This is a genomic window from Streptomyces sp. NPDC086989 (genome assembly GCF_044745505.1).
Taxonomy (GTDB): Bacteria; Actinomycetota; Actinomycetes; order Streptomycetales; family Streptomycetaceae; genus Streptomyces.
Genome location: NZ_JBIVAL010000001.1, coordinates 331,960 through 356,485 on the forward strand (window position 1 = coordinate 331,960; position 24,526 = coordinate 356,485).

General features: G+C 72.7%; 22 protein-coding genes and 1 tRNA gene. 15 read left to right on the forward strand and 8 right to left on the reverse strand.

Going from position 1 to position 24,526, the window contains the following annotated elements; genetic code table 11:
* The first annotated feature begins 138 nt into the window (after nt 1-138).
* Complete coding sequence (locus ACIPK4_RS01630; protein ID WP_402308459.1) at nt 139-2,991, forward strand: penicillin acylase family protein; 2,853 nt, start codon at nt 139-141, stop codon at nt 2,989-2,991.
* 31 nt (nt 2,992-3,022) lie between these two features.
* On the opposite strand, the gene ACIPK4_RS01635 is transcribed toward ACIPK4_RS01630, so the two are convergent.
* Nucleotides 3,023-3,601, reverse strand: coding sequence for a 5-formyltetrahydrofolate cyclo-ligase (locus ACIPK4_RS01635; protein ID WP_402308461.1), 579 nt, complete (start codon nt 3,599-3,601; stop codon nt 3,023-3,025).
* A 131-nt stretch (nt 3,602-3,732) separates the two neighbouring features.
* On the opposite strand from ACIPK4_RS01635, the gene galU reads away from it, so the two are divergent.
* The 7 genes from galU to ACIPK4_RS01670 all read left to right on the forward strand — a co-directional run bounded on the left by galU (nt 3,733) and on the right by ACIPK4_RS01670 (nt 9,173).
* Nucleotides 3,733-4,635 carry a UTP--glucose-1-phosphate uridylyltransferase GalU gene (gene galU / locus ACIPK4_RS01640; RefSeq protein ID WP_054226649.1) on the forward strand — a complete coding sequence of 301 codons (903 nt, stop codon included), beginning with the start codon at nt 3,733-3,735 and terminating at the stop codon, nt 4,633-4,635.
* A gap of 4 nt (nt 4,636-4,639) precedes the next feature.
* Nucleotides 4,640-5,980, forward strand: coding sequence for a gephyrin-like molybdotransferase Glp (gene glp / locus ACIPK4_RS01645; RefSeq protein WP_402308463.1), 1,341 nt, complete (start codon nt 4,640-4,642; stop codon nt 5,978-5,980).
* A gap of 74 nt (nt 5,981-6,054) precedes the next feature.
* A complete protein-coding gene (gene moaC, locus ACIPK4_RS01650; protein WP_054226651.1) occupies nt 6,055-6,567 on the forward strand; it encodes a cyclic pyranopterin monophosphate synthase MoaC in 513 nt (170 codons plus the stop codon).
* Between the two features lie 77 nt (nt 6,568-6,644).
* On the forward strand, nt 6,645-7,190 hold the full coding sequence (locus tag ACIPK4_RS01655; protein ID WP_402309058.1) for a molybdenum cofactor biosynthesis protein B: 546 nt from the start codon (nt 6,645-6,647) through the stop codon (nt 7,188-7,190).
* Between the two features lie 17 nt (nt 7,191-7,207).
* Nucleotides 7,208-7,816 (forward strand): GNAT family N-acetyltransferase, encoded by a 609-nt coding sequence (locus tag ACIPK4_RS01660; RefSeq protein ID WP_054226652.1) that lies wholly within the window; start codon nt 7,208-7,210, stop codon nt 7,814-7,816.
* A gap of 155 nt (nt 7,817-7,971) precedes the next feature.
* Nucleotides 7,972-9,024, forward strand: a complete 1,053-nt coding sequence (locus ACIPK4_RS01665; RefSeq protein WP_402308468.1) for a hypothetical protein — start codon at nt 7,972-7,974, stop codon at nt 9,022-9,024.
* Between the two features lie 75 nt (nt 9,025-9,099).
* Nucleotides 9,100-9,173 (forward strand) — tRNA-Ala (locus tag ACIPK4_RS01670).
* Between the two features lie 134 nt (nt 9,174-9,307).
* On the opposite strand, the gene ACIPK4_RS01675 is transcribed toward ACIPK4_RS01670, so the two are convergent.
* From ACIPK4_RS01675 to ACIPK4_RS01690, 4 genes are read right to left on the reverse strand one after another with little or no spacing between them, the layout of a single operon-like run.
* The gene (locus ACIPK4_RS01675; protein WP_402308469.1) at nt 9,308-10,039 is read right to left on the reverse strand and encodes a hypothetical protein; all 732 of its coding nucleotides are present in this window, start codon (nt 10,037-10,039) and stop codon (nt 9,308-9,310) included.
* Nucleotides 10,032-14,681 (reverse strand): putative T7SS-secreted protein, encoded by a 4,650-nt coding sequence (locus ACIPK4_RS01680; protein WP_402308472.1) that lies wholly within the window; start codon nt 14,679-14,681, stop codon nt 10,032-10,034. Before ACIPK4_RS01680 ends, ACIPK4_RS01675 begins: the two co-directional genes overlap by 8 nt.
* Entirely contained in the window at nt 14,681-15,244 is a 564-nt protein-coding gene (locus ACIPK4_RS01685) for a hypothetical protein (protein WP_054226656.1), read from the reverse strand. Before ACIPK4_RS01685 ends, ACIPK4_RS01680 begins: the two co-directional genes overlap by 1 nt.
* On the reverse strand, nt 15,244-15,654 hold the full coding sequence (locus ACIPK4_RS01690; protein ID WP_402308475.1) for an SseB family protein: 411 nt from the start codon (nt 15,652-15,654) through the stop codon (nt 15,244-15,246). Before ACIPK4_RS01690 ends, ACIPK4_RS01685 begins: the two co-directional genes overlap by 1 nt.
* Before the next feature lie 127 nt (nt 15,655-15,781).
* Here ACIPK4_RS01690 and ACIPK4_RS01695 point away from each other — a divergent pair, with 127 nt between their 5' ends.
* Nucleotides 15,782-17,140, forward strand: a complete 1,359-nt coding sequence (locus tag ACIPK4_RS01695) for a CoA transferase (RefSeq protein ID WP_402308478.1) — start codon at nt 15,782-15,784, stop codon at nt 17,138-17,140.
* Nucleotides 17,141-17,158: 18 nt separating this feature from the next.
* Here ACIPK4_RS01695 and ACIPK4_RS01700 read toward each other — a convergent pair whose 3' ends face one another.
* Nucleotides 17,159-17,653, reverse strand: a complete 495-nt coding sequence (locus tag ACIPK4_RS01700) for a GNAT family N-acetyltransferase (RefSeq protein WP_402308480.1) — start codon at nt 17,651-17,653, stop codon at nt 17,159-17,161.
* A gap of 38 nt (nt 17,654-17,691) precedes the next feature.
* Here ACIPK4_RS01700 and ACIPK4_RS01705 point away from each other — a divergent pair, with 38 nt between their 5' ends.
* Nucleotides 17,692-18,495 carry an exodeoxyribonuclease III gene (locus ACIPK4_RS01705; RefSeq protein WP_402308482.1) on the forward strand — a complete coding sequence of 268 codons (804 nt, stop codon included), beginning with the start codon at nt 17,692-17,694 and terminating at the stop codon, nt 18,493-18,495.
* Here the strand turns inward: ACIPK4_RS01705 and ACIPK4_RS01710 are convergent.
* On the reverse strand, nt 18,477-19,139 hold the full coding sequence (locus tag ACIPK4_RS01710; protein ID WP_054226661.1) for a MerR family transcriptional regulator: 663 nt from the start codon (nt 19,137-19,139) through the stop codon (nt 18,477-18,479). The genes ACIPK4_RS01705 and ACIPK4_RS01710 overlap by 19 nt on opposite strands.
* A 203-nt stretch (nt 19,140-19,342) precedes the next feature.
* Here ACIPK4_RS01710 and ACIPK4_RS01715 point away from each other — a divergent pair, with 203 nt between their 5' ends.
* The 5 genes from ACIPK4_RS01715 (at nt 19,343) to ACIPK4_RS01735 (ending at nt 24,128) form a co-directional block, all read left to right on the forward strand.
* Complete coding sequence (locus tag ACIPK4_RS01715) at nt 19,343-20,986, forward strand: flavin-containing monooxygenase (RefSeq protein WP_402309059.1); 1,644 nt, start codon at nt 19,343-19,345, stop codon at nt 20,984-20,986.
* Nucleotides 20,983-21,906, forward strand: a complete 924-nt coding sequence (locus ACIPK4_RS01720; RefSeq protein ID WP_402308485.1) for an alpha/beta fold hydrolase — start codon at nt 20,983-20,985, stop codon at nt 21,904-21,906. Before ACIPK4_RS01715 ends, ACIPK4_RS01720 begins: the two co-directional genes overlap by 4 nt.
* On the forward strand, nt 21,903-22,796 hold the full coding sequence (locus tag ACIPK4_RS01725; RefSeq protein ID WP_402308487.1) for an SDR family oxidoreductase: 894 nt from the start codon (nt 21,903-21,905) through the stop codon (nt 22,794-22,796). Before ACIPK4_RS01720 ends, ACIPK4_RS01725 begins: the two co-directional genes overlap by 4 nt.
* Nucleotides 22,797-22,871: 75 nt before the next feature.
* On the forward strand, nt 22,872-23,045 hold the full coding sequence (locus ACIPK4_RS01730) for a hypothetical protein (protein ID WP_402308489.1): 174 nt from the start codon (nt 22,872-22,874) through the stop codon (nt 23,043-23,045).
* Nucleotides 23,046-23,192: 147 nt separating this feature from the next.
* Nucleotides 23,193-24,128, forward strand: a complete 936-nt coding sequence (locus ACIPK4_RS01735; protein WP_402308491.1) for a potassium channel family protein — start codon at nt 23,193-23,195, stop codon at nt 24,126-24,128.
* On the opposite strand, the gene ACIPK4_RS01740 is transcribed toward ACIPK4_RS01735, so the two are convergent.
* On the reverse strand, nt 24,109-24,510 hold the full coding sequence (locus ACIPK4_RS01740; protein WP_402308493.1) for a peptidase inhibitor family I36 protein: 402 nt from the start codon (nt 24,508-24,510) through the stop codon (nt 24,109-24,111). The two genes, ACIPK4_RS01735 and ACIPK4_RS01740, sit on opposite strands and share 20 nt — an antisense overlap.
* Between the last annotated feature and the right edge of the window lie 16 nt (nt 24,511-24,526).

The following is a 24,526-nucleotide window of genomic DNA, read 5'->3' on the forward strand; positions in this document are numbered from 1 at the left end:
TACGCGATAACCACATTGTGAAACGCCTGATCGGCCCTGTCCTCGTCACCTCGACCCCTGGCGGATCAACGGACCCGGTCCTGCGCCTATGGTTGCTCCCAGCACTCCCAGGACCACCCTGCCCCTCTAAGGACAGCGATGCCCGCCAACGAAACCGCCCCTTCCGTCAAGAAGAAGGGACGACGCGCCCGTCTGATCGTGCTCGTGCTGGTCCTGGCGCTCCTCGTGGGCTTCGGGTACGGGACGTACTGGAGCATGGACAACATCCGTGCCTCCTTCCCGCAGGCCACCGGCACCCTCAAGGTCCCCGGCCTGACCGGGACCGTCGAGGTCAAGCGCGACTCCCACGGGATTCCGCAGCTCTACGCCGACAACGACGACGACCTCTTCCGCGCCCAGGGCTTCGTCCACGCCCAGGACCGCTTCTGGGAGATGGACGTCCGCCGCCACATGACCTCGGGCCGCCTCTCCGAGATGTTCGGGGCCGGCCAGGTCGAGACCGACGCCTTCCTGCGCACGCTCGGCTGGCGCCAGGTCGCGCAGGCCGAGTACGACACGAAGCTCTCGCCCGAGACGAAGAAGTACCTCCAGGCCTACGCCGACGGGGTCAACGCGTACCTGAAGGGGAAGTCGGGCAAGGACCTCTCCGTCGAGCACGCCGCCCTCAAGCTCAGCGACGACTACCAGCCCGAGCAGTGGACGCCGGTGGACTCGGTGGCCTGGCTCAAGGCGATGGCCTGGGACCTGCGCGGCAACATGCAGGACGAGATCGACCGCGCGCTGATGTCCAACAAGCTCACGCCGCAGCAGATCGACGAGCTCTACCCGCCGTACCCCTTCGACCGGAACAAGCCGATCGTCGACGCGGGCAAGATCGAAGGCGGGAAGTACACCCCCGGCACCGCGGCCGCCGGCTCCCCGGGAACGGGAACCGGCAAGGCGTCCGGCGGTACCGGCACCGGCTCGCAGGCCTCCACCGCGTCCACCACCCCGGCCGACCTCGCACCCTCCAGCGGTCTCGCGGACGACACCACCGCCCAGGGCGCGACCGTGGGCCTGCGCACCTCGCTGACCTCCCTCGCCAAGACCCTGGACCAGGTCCCCGCGATCCTCGGCCCCAACGGCAGCGGCATCGGCTCGAACTCCTGGGTCGTCTCGGGCCAGTACACGACGACCGGCAAGCCGCTGCTCGCGAACGACCCGCACCTGTCGCCGCAGATGCCCTCGGTCTGGTACCAGATGGGCCTGCACTGCCGCGCGGTCTCCAGCCAGTGCAAGTACGACGTCGCCGGCTACACCTTCTCCGGCATGCCCGGCGTGGTCATCGGCCACAACGCCGACATCGCATGGGGCATGACCAACCTCGGCGCCGACGTCACCGACCTCTACCTGGAGCAGGTCAAGCCCGAGGGCTACGTCTACGACAACAAGGTGGTCCCCTTCACGACCCGTGAAGAGGTCATCAAGATCGCGGGCGGCAAGAGCAAGAAGATCACCGTCCGCACCACCAACAACGGCCCGCTGATCTCCGACCGCAGCGAGGAGCTCGGCACGGTCGGCAGCCGTGCCCCCGTCTCGAGCTCGGCCCCCGACCGCGGCAACGGCTACGCCGTCGCCCTGCGCTGGACCGCGCTGGACCCGGGCAAGTCGATGGACGCGGTCTTCAGCCTCGACCGGGCCAAGGACTTCGCGGGCTTCCGCGCCGCGGCCCGCGACTTCGAGGTGCCGTCGCAGAACCTGATCTACGCGGACAACAAGGGCCCCGTCGGCAACATCGGCTACCAGGCCCCGGGCCGCATCCCGGTCCGCGGCGCCGGCGACGGCCGCATGCCGGCCCCCGGCTGGGACTCCAAGTACGCCTGGAAGGGCGGCAAGGACGGCAACGCCGGCTACGTCCCGCAGGACGAGATGCCGTACGACTACAACCCGGCGCGCGGCTACATCGTCACCGCGAACCAGGCCGTCGTGGAGAGCGGGACCGGTGCGGGCAAGTACCCGTACGTGCTGACCACCGACTGGGGCTACGGCGCCCGCAGCCAGCGGATCAACGACCTCATCGACGCGAAGATCAAGGACAGCGGCAAGATCTCCACGGACGACATGCGCGGCATGCAGATGGACAACAGCAGCGAGATCGCCGCGCTGCTGACCCCGATGCTGTCCAAGATCGAGGTCTCGGACCCGGACGTGCGCTCCGCGCAGAAGCTGCTGGAGGGCTGGAACTACACGCAGGAGCCCGACTCGGCGGCGGCCGCGTACTTCAACGCGGTCTGGCGCAACGTCCTCAAGCTGGCCTTCGGCGACAAGATGCCGAAGGAGCTGCGGATCGAGGGCAGCTGCATGAACGTCCGGGAGACGAGCAGCGGTCCGGTCGACGACCTGGCCAAGACGGTCCGCGAGTGCGGCACGCGCGGCCCCGACTCGGCGCAGCCGGACGGCGGAGACCGCTGGTTCGAGGTGGTCCGCCGCCTGGTCAAGGACGAGAAGTCGGCCTGGTGGCAGACGCCGGCCGCCCGCAACCAGCCGGCGACCGCCACCCGTGACCAGCTGTTCGCGCGGGCCATGAAGGACGCCCGCTGGGAGCTGACCGCCAAGCTCGGCAAGGACCAGTCCACCTGGAGCTGGGGCCGCCTGCACCAGCTGACGCTGAAGAACCAGACCATCGGCACCGAGGGACCCGGCTTCCTGCAGTTCCTCCTCAACCGCGGCCCGTGGAACCTGGGCGGCGGCGAGGCCACCGTGAACGCGACCGGCTGGAACGCCTCCAGCGGGTACGGGGTCACCTGGGTCCCGTCGATGCGGATGATCGTGAACCTCAGCGACCCGGACAAGTCCCGCTGGATCAACCTGACCGGGGCCTCGGGCCACGCCTACCACGACAACTACTACGACCAGACGGACCTGTGGGCCAAGGGCGAGCTGCTGGACTGGCCGTTCGGCAAGGAGGCCGTGGACAAGGCGACGGTGGAGACGCTGACGCTCAAGCCGTGACCCTCACGCCGTGACCTTCACGCCGTGACCCTCACGCTGTGAATCTGACCACCCCCGACGGGGTGGCCACCGCCTGAACGGGGTGGTCGTGCGGTTCCTCCGGGACCCGCGCGACCACCTCTTCGTCGTAGAGGAGCACGACCAGTGCGGGATGCGCCCCGGCCCGTGCCAGGCGCGCCAGCACCCGGTCGTACGAGCCCCCGCCGCGGCCCAGGCGCATCCCGCGGCCGTCGACGGCCAGCCCGGGCAGCAGGACGGCGTCGGCGGCGGTGACGGCGTCCGGCCCGAGCCGCGGCCCGGCCGGCTCCAGCAGCCGCATCCTGCCGGGGTGGGCGGCCTCGGTGAGGCTGCCGGGGCCTTCGTACCCGGCCCAGTCGAGATCGTTGTCGGGCAGCAGGAGGGGCAGCAGCACCCGCTTGCCGGCCGCGCGCAGGGCGTCGAGCAGATCGCGCGTGCCGGGTTCGGAGCCGACGGAGACGTACGCGGCCACCGTTCGCGCATCGGCGAGTTCGGGCAGTTCGAGGGCGGAGCGGGAGAGCGCGAGGGCCGACGTACGCAGGGATTCGGGGGACAAGGCGCGGCGGGCGGCGAGCAGTTCTCGGCGCAGCAAGGCCTTTTCGGACGGGTTCGGCGGGTTCCCTACCAAGCTGATTCTGATTTCCTTTCAAACCGGTGCATTATCGGATCTACTTACCGGAAACAAACCCGGAGTGGTCTGCGCGACCCACTATCGTTCTGCCCATGACTCAGTTGCACCCTGTGATCAAGAAGGCCGTGATCCCGGCCGCAGGTCTCGGTACCCGCTTCCTTCCGGCGACGAAGGCGACGCCCAAGGAAATGCTCCCGGTCGTGGACAAGCCGGCCATCCAGTACGTCGTCGAGGAGGCCGTGTCGGCCGGCCTGGACGACGTCCTCATGATCACAGGACGTAACAAGCGCGCCCTCGAAGACCACTTCGACCGCAACTACGAGCTGGAGTCGGCGCTCATCGCCAAGGGCGACGACGACCGCCTCAAGAAGGTCCAGGAGTCCAGCGACCTGGCCACCATGCACTACGTCCGCCAGGGCGACCCCCGCGGTCTGGGACACGCCGTCCTGTGCGCCGAGCCGCACGTCGGCAACGAGCCCTTCGCCGTCCTCCTCGGCGACGACCTGATCGACCCGCGCGACCCGCTGCTGCGCCAGATGACCGACGTCCACGCCCGCACCGGCGGCACCGTCATCGCCCTCATGGAGGTCGACCCCGCCAACGTCCACCTCTACGGCTGCGCGGCAGTGGAGGCCACGGACGAGGACGACGTCGTCAGGATCACCGGCCTCGTCGAGAAGCCCGACCCGGCGGACGCCCCCAGCAATTACGCGGTCATCGGACGGTACGTACTCGACCCGGCGATCTTCGACATACTGCGGGAGACCGAGCCGGGCCGCGGCGGGGAGATCCAGCTCACCGACGGCCTGCAGAAGCTGGCCGCCGACGAGTCCGTGGGCGGCCCGGTGCACGGCGTGGTCTTCCGGGGCCGTCGCTACGACACCGGGGACCGCGGGGACTACCTGCGGGCCATCGTCCGTCTCGCGTGCGAGCGTGAGGACCTGGGCCCGGAGTTCCGCACCTGGCTTCACCGTTACGTCACGGAGGAGATGTAGGACCTTGAGCAGCCGCGCACCGCAGGACACCGGCCACGGCACCCAGCGCCTGTGGTCGGTCGACGAGCACCTCGCGGACGTCCTCGCCGCGATCCGGCCGCTGGAGCCCATCGAGCTCCAGCTGCTCGACGCCCAGGGCTGTGTCCTGGTCGAAGACGTCACCGTGCCCGTCGCGCTCCCGCCCTTCGACAACAGCTCCATGGACGGTTACGCCGTCCGCACGGCCGATGTCCAGGGTGCGAGCGAGGAGTTCCCCGCGGTGCTCACGGTGATCGGGGACGTGGCGGCGGGCAGCGGCGAGCTGCCCACCGTCGGCCCCGGCGAGGCCGCCCGCATCATGACCGGCGCCCCGCTCCCGCCGGGCGCCGAAGCCGTCGTCCCGGTCGAGTGGACCGACGGCGGTACGGGCGGCGGCGCGGCCGCCGGGATGACCCCGGCCAGCGCGGCCCCCGAGGGCGCGGCCGGCGAGGTGCGGGTGCACCGCGCCGCCGAGGCGCGGGCCCACGTCCGGGCGCGCGGCAGCGACGTCCAGGCCGGGGACCTCGCCCTGGCCGCCGGGACGGTGCTCGGCCCGCCGCAGATCGCGCTGCTCGCCGCCATCGGGCGGGGCGCCGTACGGGTCCGCCCCCGTCCGCGCGTGGTCGTGATGTCCACCGGCAGCGAGCTCGTCCAGCCGGGCGAGTCCCTGGCCGCCGGGACGATCTACGACTCGAACAGCTTCGCCCTGGCCGCCGCAGCGCGCGACGCCGGGGCGATCGCCTACCGGGTCGGAGCCGTCTCCGACGACGCCGAGACCCTGCGCTCCACCGTCGAGGACCAGCTGATCCGGGCCGATCTGCTCGTCACGACGGGCGGCGTCAGCGTCGGCGCGTACGACGTGGTCAAGGAGGCGCTGTCCTCCGTCGGCGGCGACGAGGACGGGTCCGGCGGCGGGCGGATGGACTTCCGCAAGCTCGCGATGCAGCCCGGCAAGCCGCAGGGCTTCGGCACCATCGGCCCGGACCACACCCCCCTGCTGGCCCTGCCCGGCAATCCGGTGTCCTCGTACGTCTCCTTCGAACTGTTCGTACGGCCCGCGATCCGCGCCCTCATGGGCCTGCCGGACGTCTCCCGGCCCAGCGTGCGGGCGACCCTGGCGGCCGACAAGGCGCTCGGTTCCCCGGCGGGCCGCCGCCAGTTCCTGCGAGGCGCGTACGACCCGGAGAGCGGCACCGTCCGCCCGGTCGGCGGATCCGGCTCCCACCTGATCGCGGCGCTGGCCCACGCCGACTCCCTGATCGTCGTTCCGGAGGACGTCACCTCGGCGGAGCCGGGGGCCGACCTCGAAGTGGTCCTGCTCGGCTGAAGTCCGGCCGGTGCGGGTAGCGTGTTGCACCACACAGGCCCTTGCGGGGCCCGGAGCGGGAGCGGCACGAACCTATGGCAGCGTTTTCCCGGGGGGAGACCCCCGGAACCCCTGAGCACAGCAGGCTGACGCACATCGACGAGGCCGGCGCGGCCCGCATGGTGGACGTCTCGGAGAAGGACGTCACGACGCGGACGGCGCGGGCCAGCGGGCGCGTGCTCGTCTCCGCCCGGGTGATCGAACTGCTGCGGGGCGAGGGCGTGCCCAAGGGCGACGCCCTCGCCACCGCGCGGATCGCCGGGATCATGGGCGCGAAGAAGACCCCCGACCTGATCCCGCTCTGCCACCCGCTGGCCGTGTCCGGGGTGAAGCTGGACCTCTCCGTCGCCGACGACGCCGTCGAGATCCTCGCCACCGTGAAGACGACCGACCGCACGGGCGTCGAGATGGAGGCGCTGACCGCCGTCGCGGTCGCCGGGCTCACCGTCGTCGACATGGTCAAGGCCGTCGACAAGGGCGCTGTGATCACGGACGTCCGGGTGGAGGAGAAGACCGGCGGCAAGTCCGGCGACTGGACGCGCGCGTGAACGCCCCGCGCGGCGGCGACGCCTTCAGCCACGTCCCCGCATCCGCCCCGGAACCCGCCGCCCCCGCCCCCGCACCCGTGCGGCAGGGGGCCGACGAGGCCCGGGAGCCCGGGCGCGCCCCGCGCGGGCTCGTGGTGACCGCCTCGAACCGCGCCTCGGCGGGCGTTTACGCCGACCGGGGCGGTCCGCTGCTGGCCGAGGGCCTGGAGAAGCTCGGGTTCACGGTGGACGGGCCGCGGGTCGTCCCGGACGGGGACCCGGTCGAGCAGGCGCTGCGCGAGGGCGTGGCCGCCGGGTACGACGTCATCCTCACCACCGGTGGCACCGGCATCTCGCCGACCGACCGCACCCCGGACGCCACCGCGCGGGTGCTGGACTACGAGATCCCCGGCATCCCGCAGGCCATCCGCGCCGAGGGCCTGGCGCACGTGCCGACCGCGGCGCTGTCCCGGGGGCTGGCGGGCGTGGCCGGCCGTACGTTGATCGTGAACCTGCCCGGCTCCACGGGGGGCGTCCGCGACGGCCTCGCGGTCCTCACGCGGATCCTGCCGCACGCGGTGGACCAGATCCGCGGCGGCGACCACCCCGCGCCCGCGAACAGATCCGCCGGGAGCCCGAGCTGAACGGACCCTCCTGGCCCGTGGTGCTGACCGACGGCGACGTCACGCTCCGGCCGATAAAGCTGCGTGACCAGAGCGCCTGGCGCGAGGTCAACCGCCGCAACCGCGACTGGCTCCGGCCGTGGGAGGCGACGATCCCGCCGCCCGCGCCGTGGGGGCCGGTGATCCAGCGGCCGACGTACCGGCAGATGGTCCGCCATCTGCGGGCCGAGGCGAACGCGGGGCGGATGCTGCCCTTCGTCATCGAGTACCGGGGCCGCCTCGTGGGCCAGCTGACGGTCGCCGGGATCACCTGGGGCTCCATGTGCGCGGGCCACGTCGGGTACTGGGTGGACCGCGAGGTGGCGGGCCGGGGCGTGATGCCGACGGCGGTCGCGCTCGCCGTGGACCACTGCTTCACCAAGGTCGGACTGCACCGGATGGAGGTGTGCATCCGGCCGGAGAACGGGCCGAGCCGGCGGGTGGTGGAGAAGCTGGGCTTCCGCGAGGAGGGGCTGCGGCCGCGCTACCTCCACATCGACGGCGCCTGGCGCGACCACCTCGTGTACGCGCTGACGGCGGAGGAGGTCCCGGAGGGGCTGCTGCGCCGCTGGCACCGGTCCCGCGCGCAGGGCACCACACCCCCGTAAACGAATAACTGTTCGAATTATCGGGGGGCGGGAACCGATTCGCCCATAATCTGATCCGAAGAATCACAAAAAAAGTCCGTGATATCAGCCAGTTCGTGCGACACACCGGTCCAATTGGCGGATCCGCCCGGCCGCGCCCCTCTACGGTGTGAGGTGTGAGCAGCAGCGGCCTCATCTACGCAGTCATTGTCGGGGCCTGGGCCGCCTACTTGGTGCCCATGTGGCTCCGGAGGCAGGACGAGCTGAACGAAGCCCGTCCGACGGAACGCTTCTCCACTGCCATTCGGCTGCTTTCCGGCCGGGCGGGAATGGAGCGCCGTTACGCCAAGGGGCTGCGTGAACGCGGCGACCAGGAGGCCGGGCCCCAGTACCGCGCGGACCCGGACGCCGCGACGGAAACGGTGAATTCCGTGGACGCCGACGGCCGGGTCATCGGCGTGCCCCCGACCAGGGCGGAACCGAGGTCGGCCGTGGTGGAGCGGCACCGGCGCGAGCAGCGCCTCCAGGTGCTCGCACGTCGCCGTCGCACCACCGCACTCCTCTTCCTGATCTTCACGCTCGGCGCGGTCGTCGCCGCCGTCGGCGGTTTGGGCTACCTCTGGGCCCCCGCCGTGCCGGCCCTGCTGCTGAGCGCGTACATCGTGCACCTGCGGGTCCAGGAGCGGCGCCGCTACGAGTTCACCATGGACCGGCGCCGCGCCGAGGCCGCCGCGCGGCAGCTGCGCGAGAACCGCCCGCGCCGCCGCGAGCCGGAGGCCGCCGCCGGATCCGAACCGGACCCTGCGCCACCGGTCTCCCCGCAGGAGGCCGGACGGCGCGCGCTGGTCGAGCAGACCGACCACGCCGAGTGGGTGGACCAGCAGCGCGAACGCGAACGCGGCCCCGCCCGCGGTGACAGCTGGGAACCGGTCCCGGTCCCGCTGCCGACGTACGTGACGGCCCCCGTCGCCCCCCGCGCCACCGGGCCGGTGGCGCCGGACGCCTGGAGCGCGACCCGCTCCAGCGCCGCCGAGCCGACGGACCCCCGCCTGCGCGCCCAGCCGGGGCCGACGGGCCCGAAGGCCGAGCCGAAGGCGGATCAGAAGGCCGAGCAGAAGCCGGACCAGAGGGCCCATCCGAACGGCCGCCTGCGCGGCCAGGGCCGCGGCCGCACGCCCCTGTTCGACCAGTACGAGAGCGACGACCGCCCCCGCGCCGCGAACGAATGACCGACCTGCGCGGACGCTCCCCGGTATCGGTTTTGGAGCACCCGCGCGGGGATGCTAATGTTTCACACGTCGCAAGGGCCTGTGGCGCAGTCTGGTAGCGCACCTCGTTCGCATCGAGGGGGTCTGGGGTTCAAATCCCCACAGGTCCACAGACGACAGTTCGCGAGTAGCTCTCGGGAACGTCACGAGATCCCGCCCGGTCGAAAGACCGGGCGGGATCTCGGCGTTTGAGGAGCCTTCCCCGGTGCGGGACCCGAACGGGCCCTGCACCGGGGTGCTTTGATCAGCCGGCCGCCCGGTCCAGCAGCGGAGCCGCCCAGGCCGGCAGGGCGGACGCCGCCGGGCGGGCCGGGCGCGGGTCCGCCGTGATGCCGATCCCGCCCGCGGGATCGCCGTACGTGAAGCTCGCCGACCACCACAGCCAGGAGCGGACGAACAGGTTGGCGCTCCACGCCAGGGCGAGGGCGCCGCGCTGCTCCGGGGTCTCGTACCAGTAGCTGGTGAGCACCACCGCGCGGGAGACCGCCACGTCCGTGTCGGCCGGGCGCGAATCGGCGGAGAGCCCGGCCCCCAGTACGGACGCGGTGAACCGGTTGTCCGTGAGCAGCCCGCCGGCGTCGCGGACGACCGCGTCCACGAGGTCCGGCGGCAGCTCCAGGGCGTACCGCTCCAGCCGTGCCGGCACCTCGGACAGCGCCGGGTCGGCGGCCGTCTCCGGTCCCGGGACCACGCGCAGGTCGCCCAGCAGCCGGGCATCCGCGGCCCCGGCGGCCAGCGCGTGCACACAGGCCAGCGCGCGCAGGGTCTGCCAGCGGCACATCGTGTCCAGCAGGGCCATCCGCGAGGCGCGGAAGGCCAATCGCACCGGCCAGTCGGCCGCCCGGACCTCCTGCCCGAGGGCCCGCAGCTCCGCGGGCACCGGGCCGGGGAAGACCAGGCTCTGGCCGGGGTCGTAGGACGGCTTCGAGCGGTAGCCCGGCCACTGCCCGGCCCCGGTGGGGTTCTCGCTACTCATTGATCTCATCCGGTTTCGGGGTTCGCCACTTCGCCGCGTCCTTGCCGTCCCGCGGGGTGATGTAGTTCGAGATGTCCTTCTCCTCGACGTGGTAGGCGTGGATCATATGGTCCTGGCGGATGATCACCACCGGGTTGCCGTTCCCGTCCCTGAGGCTGCGGTCGATGACGATCCGGGCCCCCGACGCATCGTCCACGTAGTTGGCCGGTGCGCGCAGCTGGCTGTTCAGGTACTTCTCCAGCTTCGCCTCGTCGCCCCCGATGCCGGACAGGTAGTGGTTCGCCTTGCCGCTCTCCGCCTCGTTGAGCTGGTGGTCGACGCCCTGCGCCGTCCGGGTGCTGTCCGAGTACGGAGCCAGCCCGAACGGGTCGCACCAGCGGTGCGGGTTCGAGACGTACGCCGCCGGGTTCTGCGCCGGCGCGAGGCCCAGCGGGTCGGGGCTCAGGTAGCGGGCGGTCTCGGGGTCGTACGTGCGGAAGTAGTTGTGGTGCAGACCCGATTCGGGGTCGAAGTACTGGCCGGGGAAACGCAGCGGGGTGTAGGCGGTCGCGTCCCGGTTCCAGGCCGTGGACCCCCACAGCGTCGACCGGCTGCGCCAGGCCAGGCCGCCCTGCTCGTCGACCAGCTCGGTGGGCGCGCCCACCAGGTCGGTGACGATGGCGTAGAACCGTTCGTCGACCACCTCCTGGGCCGCCGTCAGGATCCGTTCCGTCTGGGCCAGCGGGTGCAGGCCCCGGTGGTCCCAGGTCACGGCGACCTCGTGGGCGCCGTCCGCCGTGGTGGTGGCCTGCTCGCACAGCACGTTCCCGTCCCAGGTGAAGACCGTGCGCTCGGCCACCTCCAGGCCGTCGGCCGTCATCCGCTCCTTCGCCGTGCGCCGGCCCAGCGCGTCGTAGGCGTACCGCCATCGCGTGCCGTCGGGGGTGGTCACGGCCGTGATGCGGTCGTCGGCGTCCCACTCGTACCGCCAGGTCTCGGGCTTGCGCGAGAGCCGTGCCCTGCGGCGCAGCACGACCCGCCCCAGGGCGTCGTACTCGTGGCGCACCCGGCCCGCGGTGAGCAGCCGGGTGCCCTCGTAGGCGCGGGGGCCCGTGGCGTCCTGGCCGCCGGGGTGGGAGCCGGGCCAGGAGGCGGAGGACTGGTTGCCCGCCTCGTCGTAGGCGTAGCGCTCGGTCCAGTTCTCGGCCTGCACGGCCGTCACCCGGCCGCGCGGGTCGAGACCGAAGGTCCGCGGGCCGGCCAGCAGGTCGTCGATCGCGGTCAGCGCCCCGTCGGCCCGGTAGGTGTACCCGCGGCGCTGCAGGACGCTGCGGCCGGAGCCGGTCAGCAGCTGGTCCGTCAGCCGGCCCGCCTCGTCCCAGCCGCTGCTCAGGGTGATCACGTCGCCGTAGGTGCGGGTGAGCTCCCGGCCCGCCGCGTCGTGGGTGAAGCCGATCCGCCGCCCCGCGGTGGTCAGGGTGCCCGGGCGGCCCGCGTCGTCGTACGACCAGGTGGCGGTGGCCCCCGTCGGGGTGGTCCGGCCGGTGCGGCGGCCCGCGGCGTCGTACGCGTAGGTGAGCGTGCGGCCGTCGACGGTCTCCTCCAGCAGGCGGCCCGTCCGGTCGCGCAGCCGGGTCAGCACGGAGTCCCCGCGCACCGCGACCGCGAGCTGGTCGAAGACGTCGTACTCGAACGTCGTCACCTCGCCGGCCGCGTCCTTGCGGACGGTCTGGCCCAGCGCGTTGCGCTCGTACGCGATCGTCTGCCCGAGACCGTCGGTCCGGCCGGTGAGCCGGTCCGCGGCGTCGTACGCGTACCGCAGCGTCCGCCCGTCGAAGTCCGTCTCCGTGACCAGCCGCCCCGCCGCGTCGTAGACGTACTCCCAGGTCAGGCCCTGGGGGTTGCGTACCCCCGTGAGCCGCAGCGCGGCGTCGTACGTGTACTCGTGGCGCGTGCCGTCGGCGTCGGTACGGGCCGTGAGGACGTCGAAGTGGCCGTACTCGAAGCGCACCGGTCCGCCGCCGTGGGCATCCGTACGGGACAGGCAGTTGCCCTCGCCGTCGTAGGTCCAGGAGCGCCGGCCGCCGTCCGGGGCGGTGCGGCGCAGCGGTTTCCCCTCCACCGACCACTCGGTGCGCGTGACCGCACCGAGCGGGTCGGTGACCGCGGTCGTACGCCCGAAGGCGTCGCGTTCGTACGTCGTCGTGGCACCGTGGCGGTCGGTGACCGCGAGCGGCAGCCCGGCCCGGTCGGTGCGGACCCGGGTCACCGCGCCCAGCGGGTCCGTGACCGCGCTGAGGTGGCCCCGCTCGTCGTACGCGAAGCGGGTGACGGACCCGTCGGCCCGGGTGACGGACGTACGGTTGCCGCGCTCGTCGAAGGTCTGGCGGGTGACGGTGCCGTCCGGGGCGATCACCCGCACCGGGCGGCCGAGGCCGTCGTACTCCGCCCGCGCCTCCCGGCCGTCCGGGCGGACCACCGAGACGAGCAGGCCCCGGTCGTCGTACGTGCTGTGCGTGGTGTGGCCGAGCGGGTCGGTGACCGACGTCCGCCGGCCCCGGGCGTCGTACCCGTAGCGGGTGACGGCACCGAGCGGGTCGGTCTCGGCGACGACGCGGCAGCGCTCGTCGAACAGGTAGCGGCGGGTGTGGCCGTCGGCGGTGGTCATGCGCGTCGCCCGCAGGCCGGTCGCCGCGTCCGGCTCGTCGTAGCCGAAGGTGAGGGCGTAGTGGCCCGCCTCACCGGCCTCGGCGACACAGCGGTCCAGGTCGTCGTACGCGTACTCGTACCGGCTGCCGTTGGTGTCGGTCCAGGAGGTGATGCGCCCACGGTCGTCGTAGGTGAGGCGCAGCGGCAGACCGGAGGAGTTGGTGACCTCGGTCAGGTGCCCGTCGGTGTAGCCGTAGGCGAGGATCCGGGGGCCGCCGCTCAGGTGCAGGGCGGTGATCCGCCCGCCGGCGGTCTCGAAGCGCAGGTGGTAGCCGCCGGAGTGGGCGATTCCCAGGGGGGTGCCGTGGACGTCGTACTCGAAGGTGATCAGGTTGCCGTTGCGGTCCTCCAGCTGGGACACCGGCGCGATGCCGTCCTCGGCGCCGTCCACCGGCGGGGCGAAACGGCGGGTGTGGCCCGTGGCCGGGTCGGTCAGCGTCCAGTCGCCGTCCGGGGTGCGCTCCAGCGGGTGCTGCGGGGCCGACGCGGACAGGGGCGCCACCGGAAGGCCGGGCGCCGGGTGCGGGTAGGCGACGACCAGGCCGTCCTCCGTCACCAGGACGACGCCCTCGGCATCGACCTCCAGGTGCTGGTCGACCGTGGACGACCAGGCCGGTCCGAACCATCGGCCCGCCGTGTAGCCGGATTCCGCGCGGCGCGTGAAGACGAGCGGCAGCGCGCCGGGCAGGACCACGTCCGTCTGCGGCAGGTACATCCGGCCGGTGGCGAGGTCGACGGGGTCGGTGTACTTGCTGGGCTTCTCCAGGTCGGGCCGCTCGCCCGGGTGCGGTCCGTGCTCGCCCAGACCGGTGCGGCCCGGGCCCTTCTTGACGTCGTCGAGGTGTTCGAGGTCCCTGACGCCCTTGGCGCCCGCGCCGAGTTCGCCCAGGCCCTTGTCCGCGAGGAGCTGGGGGATCAGCTTGCCGACGCCCTCCGAGGGGTCCTTCATGAACTCGTCGAGCATCTGCTTGCCCGCACCCCAAGGATCGTTGACGGCGGTGACCAGGCCCGCGGCCGTGGAGTTCAGGTTCGTCAGGTACTCGGCGGGGTGGGTGATGTTGTAGATGTCGTATGGGTTCAGCGCCCGGGCGAAGTTGACCATGTCGGCCGTGCCCTTGACGACACCGCCCGCGAGGTGCGTCTGGGCGAGGTCCAGATAGTCCAGGCCGTCGCCGAGCTGCTTGGCGTACGAGGGTTTCGGCGGAGCGGCGTCGCGGGCCGCGCGGACGGCCGCACTGGCCGTCTGTGCGACCTCGTTGCGCTGTTTGCGTGCGCGGTCGAGCTTGTCCTGGGCGGCCGTGGCCATGGCCTTGCCGGGATCCTGGAAGTCCCCGGTCGGCTTCGGCGGCAGCGGGTCCTTCTTCGCCTTGACGGCGTCCTTGTAGGCGTCGATCTCGTTGTTGTGCGCGGTGCGGGCGTCGGTGGAGGCCTTCTTGGCCTTCTCGTAGTCCTCCAGGGCCTCCTTGGCCTGGCCCTGCGCCCACTCCACCGTGTCCGCGAACCGGCTCATCGCGTCCGCGGCCTTCCCGAAGGACTCCGCCGCCTTGAACCACCGCGGCGGCTCCTTGGCCACCTTCTCCCGGAAGGTGTCCGCCGTCCTGCCCTTGAGGCCGTCGGGCTCCGCGATGCCCTTGAGACCGTTGCCGACCAGCGTGAACGAGCGCTCGAAGTCGCTCAGGTGCGAGACCTGGGCCCGGATCTTGGAGACACTGCCGTAGACGAGCTTCTTCGGGTCGTCCGTCTGCCCGAGCTCCAGCTCGGAGACGTCCGCCCCCAGTTGGTTGGCGGCCGAGCGGCTCTTGTCGCGGATCCAGTCGCCCGCCTCGTCCAGGCCCACCTTGTCGGCCAGCCCGGCCAGTTTGTCGCCGGTCCACTCGATCGCGTCGCCGACGTCCTCGACGCGGTCCTCGACCCAGTCCTCGACCGGATCGGGTATGAAGTCGCCCAGCCCCATCAGCCGTTGCCCCCCTTGCCGTCGGCCTGGTCCAGCAGGTCCTTCAGCGAACCGATCTTCCCGGTGGACGTCACGGTGTCCTTCGTGTCCGACCAGGTCTTCCTGATGTCCTCGGCACCCTTCTCGAACGACTCCGCGCTGTAGTCCGGCTTGTAGACGTCGGCCGAGAAGATGTCGCCCCAGCCCTTCTTCGCGATCTCCTCGTCGGAGGCGTGCGGATTGCCGTACGCGGCGTTCACGGCGACCTTGAAGGCGCCCTGGACGTACTGGTCCTCCTCCCACACCGTGCCGGCCGCGATGCCGAGGGACTGCGCGAGGGTGCTGGCGTTCTGCACGAGGCTGCGCACGCCCCACTCCCAGCGCTCGCAGAAGTCCTCGAAGTCCTTGGACAGGCCCATGTGGCCCGCCTCCATGCCCGTCATGGCCAGGTCGCTGAAACCCGCGCCCTGCGAGGCGCCCGCGGCGTCCGAGGACTCGCGCAGCTCCGAGATCGCCGCGCGCAGGCCGTCCTGCACCGCCTTGACCGCTTCGGGGGAGACCTCGAGGTCCCCGTCCCCCGCCATCAGGCCGCGCCCGTACGGTCGATGTCCACGGCGTACGCGTCGGGGACGATGCCCGAGACGGGCGGGAAGAACATCGAGCCGTCCTCGTCGGCCACGTTGACGGCCACGCCCGCCGGTCCGTCGACCGTCGGGACCACGGCGTCGGTGAGACGGGCGCCGAGGATCGCGAGGTACTCCCACGAGCGGTCGGCGTCCTGGCGCGCCACCGCGAACCGGGCCAGGGCCTGCTCGTCGGTGAAGGCGTAGAACCAGCGGATGCCGCCCATCACGGCCGACATCAGGCCGTCGTGGGTCCCGTCGTCACCGACGGCGAGCGGGACGAACAAGACGGCACGGCGGAACTCGCCCACCAGACGCGCCGGGTCACCCCGGCCTCCGCGGATCGCGGCGATCTCTGCGGTCAGTTCCACGACGTAAGCCCCCTTCGTGAGATCCGATCTCTGTGTAGGACACGTTCCCCGCCCCACGGCCGGTTCCTCGCGCCGGCCGGACCTCCCCGGCCGTGCGAGCGGTGAGCGTACTGCGGAGAATGGGCCCATGACGGTCGTCGACGGTGGGACGCGGCAGGCGTGGGGTGCGCTCGGCGGGCCGGACGGGCCGGACGGGCCGCCGGGCCGGGTGGCCTACCGGGGCGCGAGCGGCCTGGGGGAGGGGCCGCTGCCCGTACGGGAGCTGGCGCGGGCCACCGTCGGGGTGTGCGCGCTGGCCGCCGCCGAGCTGGCTGCCGTACGGGCCGGGCGCCCTGCGGAGGCGGTGGAGCCGCTCGTGGTGGACGAGGGGGCGGTGGCCACCGCGTTCGTCAGCGAGCGGCACCTGCGGGTGCAGGGGCGCGAGCCGGTGAACTTCGCCCCGCTGTCGGGGTTCTGGCGGGCGGCGGACGGCTGGGTGCGTACGCACGCCAACTACCCGCACCACCGGGCCGCCCTGGTAAGGGCGTTGGGGCTGCGCTCCGCGAGCCCCGCGGAGCTGCGGGACGCCGTGGCGCGGCGCACGGCCGCCGAGGTGCAGGAGGCGGTGTACGCGGGGGGCGGGCTGGCCGTCGCCGTGGCGCAGGCGTACGGGGATCCGCAGCCGCTGGTGGAGGTGCGGGCGTCCGGGGGCGCCGGGCGGGAGCTCGGGCCGGGGGCGCTGCCGGCCGCCGGGGTGCGGGTGCTGGACCTGACCCGGGTCATCGCGGGACCGGTCGCGACGCGCACGCTCGGGCTGCTGGGGGCGGACGTGCTGCGGATCGATCCGCCGCGGCTGCCGGAGTCGGACGACGCGTACGCGGACACCGGGTTCGGGAAGCGGTCGGCGCTGCTGGACCTGGCGGACCCGGCGGACCGGGCCGTCTTCGAGCGGCTGCTGGCCGGGGCCGACGTGGTGGTGAGCGGGTACCGGCCGGGGGCGCTGGAACGGTACGGGCTCGGGGCGGACGAGCTGCTGGAGCGCCGGCCGGGGCTGGTGGTGGCGCAGCTGTGCGCATGGGGGTGGAGCGGGCCGTGGGCGCCGCGGCGCGGGTTCGACTCGCTGGTGCAGGCGCGCTACGGGCTGGCCGCGGCGTACGGCGACGGAGGGGTCCCCGGCGTGCTGCCGGCGCAGGCGCTGGACCACGGGACCGGGTACCTGGTCGCCGCGGGCGTGCTGAGGGCGCTGGCCTGCGGGGGCGGGCGGTCGCTGCGGTTCTCGCTGGCGGGGACGGCGTCGTGGCTCGTACGGGACGTGCCGCGGGCCGGGCCGGCAGCCGCGCCGCCGCCCGCCGGGGCGGGGTACGCGGCCGCGCCGTGGCTGAGGGAGACGGATTCGGGGTACGGGGCGCTGCGGTACGCGGCGTCTCCGCTGCCGTTCGGGGACTGGCGGCGGGGCCCGTCGCGGTGGGGGACGGACCGGGCGCAGTGGCTCCCGCACCCGCGGTAGGGCGCGGAGCGGGGTGCGCTACGGCTTGAGCGGTTTGGCCATGCAGCGGCTGGACTCGTACGTGCGGTAGTGGCCGAACTTCGCCGCCGGGGTGTAGCCCGACGAGAGGTAGAGGGCTATGGCCTCCGGCTGCTGGTCCCCCGTCTCCAGGGCCATGCGGGTGCGGCCGGCCGCGCGGGCGTCGGCCTCCAGTGCGGCCAGGATGCGGCGGGCCAAGCCCAGCCCGCGGGCCTCGGGGACCACGTACATGCGCTTGAGCTCGGCGTCGCCGTCCGAGTAGCCCTCGTCGTTCTCGTCCTGGCTGCGCCAGCCGCCGCTGGCGACCGGCGTGCCCGAGGCGTCGTACGCCAGCAGGTACAGGCCGTTCGGCGGGGCGAACATCGCCGGGTCGAGGAATGTGACATCCCCCTCACCGCCGTAGCGCGCCTGGTACTCGAGCTGGACCCGGTCGTTGAGTTCGACCGCGTCCGGGTGGTCGTAGGGCATGACGCGGAGCTGTATCCCGTGAGACATCGGGACATCGTACGGAAGGCTCCCGTTATGGTGCGGGGATGCTCACCGTGACCTCCGTGAATGTGAATGGGATCCGCGCCGCGGCCAAGAAGGGGTTCTCCCCGTGGCTGGCCGGGTCGGATGCCGATGTGGTCTGCCTCCAGGAGGTGCGGGCCGAGGAGGGCCAGATTCCGGACGAGGTGCGCACGCCCCAGGGCTGGCACACGGTGTTCGCGCCGGCCGCCGCCAAGGGGCGGGCCGGGGTCGCGCTGTACACGCGCCGTGCGCCCGAGCGGGTGCAGGTGGGGTTCGGGAGCGACGAGTTCGACGCCGCCGGGCGCTACCTGGAGGTGGATCTTCCGGGTGTCACCGTCGCCAGCCTGTACCTGCCGTCCGGGGAGGCCGGGACCGAGAGGCAGGACGAGAAGTACCGCTTCATGGCGGAGTTCCTCCCCTACCTCGTCGGGCTGAGGGCGCGCGCCGCGGGTGAGGGCCGGGAGGTCGTCGTGTGCGGCGACTGGAACATCTGCCACCGTGAAGCCGACCTCAAGAACTGGAAGACCAACCGCAAGAACGCCGGCTTCCTGCCCGAGGAGCGGGAGTGGCTCGGGAAGGTGTACGAGGAGGCCGGGTACGTGGACGTGGTCCGCGAGCTGCACCCCGACACCGAGGGGCCCTACTCCTGGTGGTCCTACCGCGGGCGGGCCTTCGACAACGACGCCGGCTGGCGCATCGACCTCCAGGTCGCCACGCCGGGGCTGGCCGCCAGGGCCGTCAAGGCGTTCGTCGAGCGGGCCGGGACGCACCCGGAGCGCTGGTCCGACCACGCGCCCGTGACCGTGGTCTACGAGTCGGCGTCCTGAGCCCCTGAGGCCAGGAGGCGGTCCATGGCCATGCCGAGCTCGGCCTCGACCACGCTCTTGGCGAGGGGGCGCAGCCGCGGCAGGGCCTCCTCCGTCAGGTGCGCGGAGATCAGCTCCGTGAACAGGGCCGCCATGGCGTCCGCGTGCTCGCGGACCCGGCGGCCCGTCTCCAGCACGGCCGAGAGCGGGACCCCCTCGCGGACCAGTGCCGAGGAGACGTCGAGCAGCCGGCGGCTGACGTGCACGATCTCGTCGCCGTCGGTGGCGAGGTAGCCGAGGTCGAGGGAGGCCGCCAGGTTCTCCGGGGTGACCTCGCCCTCGAAGTAGTCGGCGAGCGCCTCCGGCGTCAGGCGCACGGGGGTCTCCTCGGACCAGCCGATGCCGAGCAGTTCGCCGAGCTGGCCGACGTCGCGCCCGTTCTCGAAGGCCGCGGTCAGCTCGGCGATGCCGCCGAGGGTGTGACCGCGTTCGAGCAGGGCGGCGATGGTGCGCAGCCGGGCCAGGTGGTGGTCGTCGTACCAGGCGATCCGGCCTTCGCGGCGCGGCGGCGGCAGGAGCTTGCGCTCGCGGTAGAAGCGCAGGGTGCGGACGGGGATGCCGGCCGCCTCGGCCAGTTCCTCCGTACGGTATTCGCGCACTGTCATCCCCGCTCCCGTGTCTGCCACACGCGCAGCCTATGGCGTACCGGCAGTAACTTTCCGGCCGCGACCTCTACCCATGAGTACGGAGCTGCTCTACCCTCCCGATTGTGCCAGTGATTGCTGGCAGCTTTGAGCGTGGTTGTGGTTGTGGTTGTGACGGGCTTGGCTTGGCTGGACTGCGGAGGGCGGCGGGCATGAGTGGTGGCATGGGCGAGCGCGAGCACGTACGAGTGGCGGTGATCGGGTCCGGTTTCGGCGGGCTGGGCGCGGCCGTGCGGCTGCGCCGCGAGGGGATCACGGACTTCGTCGTACTGGAACGGGCCGACTCCGTCGGCGGGACCTGGCGCGACAACAGCTACCCCGGCTGCGCCTGCGACGTCCCCTCCCATCTGTATTCGTTCTCGTTCGCGCCCAACCCCGACTGGCCGCGGACGTTCTCCGGGCAGCCGGCCATCCGCGCGTACCTGGAGCACGTCGCCGACACCTTCGGGCTGCGCCCGCACATCCGGCTGAACTCCGAGGTCAGGACGGCGCGCTGGGACGCCGACCGGCTGAGGTGGGAGATCGCGACCGCGACCGGGGACCTCACGGCCGACGTGGTGGTCTCGGCCACCGGACCGCTGTCCGACCCGAAGACGCCGCAGATTCCCGGGCTCGCCGAGTTCCCCGGCAAGGTCTTCCACTCCGCGCGCTGGGACCACGACTACGACCTGCGCGGCAAGCGAGTCGCCATGATCGGCACCGGCGCCTCGGCCATCCAGATCGTCCCGGCCATCGCGCCCGACGTGGAGCGGCTCACGCTGTTCCAGCGGACCCCGCCGTGGGTGATGCCGCGCACCGACCGCGCCATCAGCGGCGCGGAGCGCTGGCTGCACCGTCAGCTGCCGTTCACCCGGGCGGCCCGGCGCGGGCTGCTCTGGGGGATCCGGGAGCTCCAGGTCAGCGCGTTCACCAAGCGGCCGAACCAGCTCGGGCTCATCGAATCGCTGGCCAAGGCCAACATGGCCCGCTCGATCAAGGATCCGGCCCTGCTGGCCAAGCTGACGCCCTCGTACCGGATCGGCTGCAAGCGGATCCTGCTCTCCAGCGACTACTACCCGGCGCTCGCCCGGCCGAACGTGGATGTGGTCGCCTCCGGGCTCGCGGAGATCCGCGGCTCGGTGCTGGTCGCCGCCGACGGGACGGAGACCGAGGTCGACGCGATCGTCTTCGGCACCGGCTTCCACGTCACGGACATGCCGATCGCGGACCGGGTGGTGGGCGAGGAGGGCCGGACCCTCGCCGACCACTGGAAGGACGGGATGCAGTCGCTGCGCGGGGCGACCGCGGCCGGCTTCCCGAACTGGATGACGATCATCGGTCCGAACACCGGACTCGGCAACAGCTCGATGATCCTGATGATCGAGTCGCAGCTGAACTACATGGCGGACTACCTGCGCCAGCTGAGCGTCCTGGGCGGGCGCGTCGCGCTCTCGGCCCGGCCCTCCGCCGTGAACCGGTGGAACCGGCAGGTCCAGACCCGCATGGAGCGGACGGTGTGGAACACCGGCGGCTGCACCAGCTGGTACCTCGACGCGCAGGGCCGCAACACGACGGTCTGGCCGGGCACCACCGGCGAGTTCCGCAAGGAGACGCGGAGCGTGGACCTCTCCGAGTACGAGGTGGTCCGCCTGCGGGAGGGCGACCGCGAGCGGGTCCCCGTCCAGGGCGCGGGGGCCGCGGCGAAGGCCGCGGGCAAGGCCGGTGCAGGCACGGCCGGTGCGGGCACGGCCGGTGCGGGCACGGCCGGTGCGGGCACGGCCGGTGCGGGCAAGGGTGCCATCGCCACCGCCGAGGGGGACGCCGCGTGAGCCGGACCGCGTACGTCACCTCCGGGCGGTACGCCCCGCCCGCCGCCCGGCGGGAGCTGGTGGCGGTCTCCGCCGACGGCGCCCGCCTGCACGTGGAGGAGCACGGGGACGAGAACGCCCCGGCCGTGGTGCTGGCCCACGGCTGGACCTGCTCCACCGCCTTCTGGGCCGCGCAGATCCGCGAGCTCGCCCGGGACCACCGGGTCATCGCCTACGACCAGCGCGGGCACGGCCGCAGCCCTGCAGCCTCCCGTTACGACACCACCGCCCTCGCCGACGACCTGGTCGCCGTCCTGCGGTCCACCCTGGCCCCGGGCGAACGCGCGGTCGTCGCCGGGCACTCCATGGGCGGAATGACGATCATGGCCGCGGGAGGGCGGCCGGAGTTCGCCGAGCACGCCGCCGCGGCGCTGCTGTGCAGCACCGGCAGCGCCCGGCTGGTCGCGCAGGCGCTGGTCGTGCCGCTGCGCCCCGGGCGCGCGAGGACCCGTATCACCGGCGCGGTACTCGGTGCGCGCGCGCCGCTCGGGCCCGTCACGCCGGTCGCCAAGCGGGTGCTGAAGTACGCGACGATGGGCCCCGGATCCGCGCCCGACAAGGTCGAGGCCTGCGCCCGCATCGTGCACGGCTGCCCCACCGGTGTCCGGCACGCCTGGTCCGAGGTGCTCGCCTCGCTGGACCTGGAGGCGGACCTCGCGGCGCTGACCGTGCCCACCGCCGTCATCGGCGGCAGGAACGACCGGCTCACCCCGATCGCGCACGCCCGGGGGCTCGCCGCCGCGCTGCCGCACTGCGTGGGACTGACCGAGCTGACCGGCATGGGGCACATGACCCCGATCGAGGCGCCCGAGGCCGTCACGAACGCCGTGCGCGAGCTGACCACCCACTTCCTCGAGGACCTGAAGGAGAAGACGCCGTGAGCGCGAGCAGGAGTCTGGAAGGCCAGGTCGCCGTCATCACCGGGGCCGCACGCGGGGTAGGCGAACTCCTCGCCCGCAAGCTGTCCGCGCGCGGCGCGAAGGTGGCCTTGGTGGGCCTGGAGCCGCAGGCCCTCAAGGAGGTCTCCGAGCGGCTGCACACCGACAGCGACCACTGGCACGCCGACGTCACCGACCACGAGGCCATGGCCCGTGTCGCCGAGGAGGTCAAGCAGCGCTTCGGCAAGGTCGACATCGTCGTCGCCAACGCGGGCGTGGCCGCCGGCGGGCCGTTCGCCGGCTCCGACCCCGACGCATGGCGCCGGGTGATCGAGGTCAACCTGATCGGCGGGGCCGTCACCGCGCGCGCCTTCCTCCCCGTACTGGCCGAGAGCCGCGGCTACTTCCTCCAGATCGCCTCGCTCGCCGCGATCACGCCCGCCCCGATGATGAGCGCGTACTGCGCCTCCAAGTCCGGCGTCGAGGCCTTCGCGCACTGCCTGCGCGCCGAAGTCGGTCACAAGGGCGTCAGGGTGGGCGTCGGCTACCTCTCCTGGACCGACACCGACATGGTGCGCGGCGCCGACCAGGACGAGGTGATGCGGGAGCTGCGCCAGAGACTGCCCTGGCCGTCGAACCGCACGTACCCGCTGGGCCCGGCCGTGGACCGGATCGTCGCCGGGATCGAGCGGCGCTCGCCACACGTGTACGCGCAGTGGTGGCTGCGCGGGATGCAGGGGGTGCGCGGCTACCTGCCCGGGATCATCGCGACCGTCGGACGGCGGGAGATGGCGCGCTTCGAGCCCAGGCTGTCGCACGTCTCCCGCGGACTGGTGGGGGCCGGAGGGGCCGCCGACGAGAAGGAACGGGCACGGGACACGGAGCGTCACTGATCGAAATGCGAGCTTTGTCCGGTCGTGCAAATCTGGTCGAGCCCCGTCCCCTACACCCCTCCAGGAGTGAACAGCATGGGCATCAAGGACCAGTTCCAGGACAAGGCGAACGAGCTCAAGGACAAGGCGAGGACGGGCCGGCAGGGCGCCCGGGACGAGGCGTCCGAGCGCGCTGCGCAGGCCCCCGAACAGGCCAAGAGGAAGAAGGCGAAGGTCCACGACGAGCTCGACGACAACTGGGACTTCTGAGGCCCGCACACCCCGGACACCCGAGGGGGGGGGGGGGGGGGGGGGGGGGGGGGGGGGGGGCGCCCCCCCCCCCCCCCCGCCGTTGCCCCGGCCGCTGCGGCACTGCGCCGACCCGTTCCGCTTTGCCTGTTCCTTACGATGATCCGTATGAAGGAACCCTCCCGCCAGCTGCGGTGGGAGCGGCGGAGCCAGACCCCGCTGCTCGTGCTCGCCGTGGCCTTCGCCGTCGCCTACGCCGTGCCGATCGTCGTGCCCGACGCGAACACGCGGGTGCACCGGGCGTGCACGGTCACCGAATGGGTGGTGTGGGGGGCGTTCGCCGCGGATTACCTGATGCGGCTGGGCCTGTCGACGGCGAAGAGGGCGTTCGTGCGCACGCACTGGCTGGACCTGGGCGCGGTGCTGCTGCCGATGTTCCAGCCGCTGCGGCTGCTGCGGCTGGTGTCCACGCTGCTGCTGGTGGGCCGGCGGGCCCGGATGGCCCCGCAGATCCGGCTGACCACGTACGTGGCGGGGGCGGTGGTCGGGCTGCTGATGTTCGGCTCCCTCGCCGTGCTGAGCGTGGAGCGGGACGCCCCCGGGGGGAACATCAGGAACCTGGGCGACGCCGTGTGGTGGAGCTTCACCACGATGACGACGGTCGGGTACGGCGACCACTCGCCCACCACCGGGCTCGGCCGGATCATCGCCGTGGGGCTGATGCTGTCGGGGATCGCGCTGCTGGGTGTGGTGACCGCCAACATCGCGGCTTGGTTCATCTCCCGTTTCGAGCTGGACGACCAGGTGGAGCGGGCGCAGACCGCCGCGATCGCCGAACTGTCCGCGGAGGTACGGGCGCTGCGCGCCGAGATCGGGCGCCTGGGCGGGACGCCGGCGGTGGCCCCCGAAGCCCGGGCGGCCGCCCCGGAGGCGGGAGCCGCCGCCCCCGCCCCGGAAGCGGGAGCCGCCTCGGCTCCGGGAGCCGACCCGGGCGCGGAAGTGACCCCGGGCGCGGAAACCGCTCCGGGCGCGGGGGCCGGCGTACCGGCCCTGGTGCCCGGAACGGCCCCGGCTGCGGGAGCCGCTAGCGCTCCCACACCTTGAAGGCCCGGATCAGATAGGGCGATTCGGGCAGCCAGACCCCGTCGCCGGGGTAGGTCTGGAACTCTCCGGTCTCCTGGCACTCGGCCGACTGGTAGGTGGTCACCGGCCGCCCGATGCGGTTGATCAGCGACTGGGCGCTGGTCCCGGCGGGCAGCGCCGTACAGCTGTTGATGTCGATGGTGCTCAGCTCGTGGGCCTGCCGGGTGCCCTTGAACTCCGGCTTCGCCCACAGGCACAGCTGCCCGGTGGCGCAGACGGGGGCCTTGCCCGGCGGAGCTCCGGCGGCGTGTGCGGCGGTCGCCGTGCTCGGGATGAGCGCGGCGAGCGCCAGGAGGGCCGTGGCGAGGAAGGTGGTGGACCGTGCGGGTGAACTCGTACGCATGACAGGTCAACTCCTT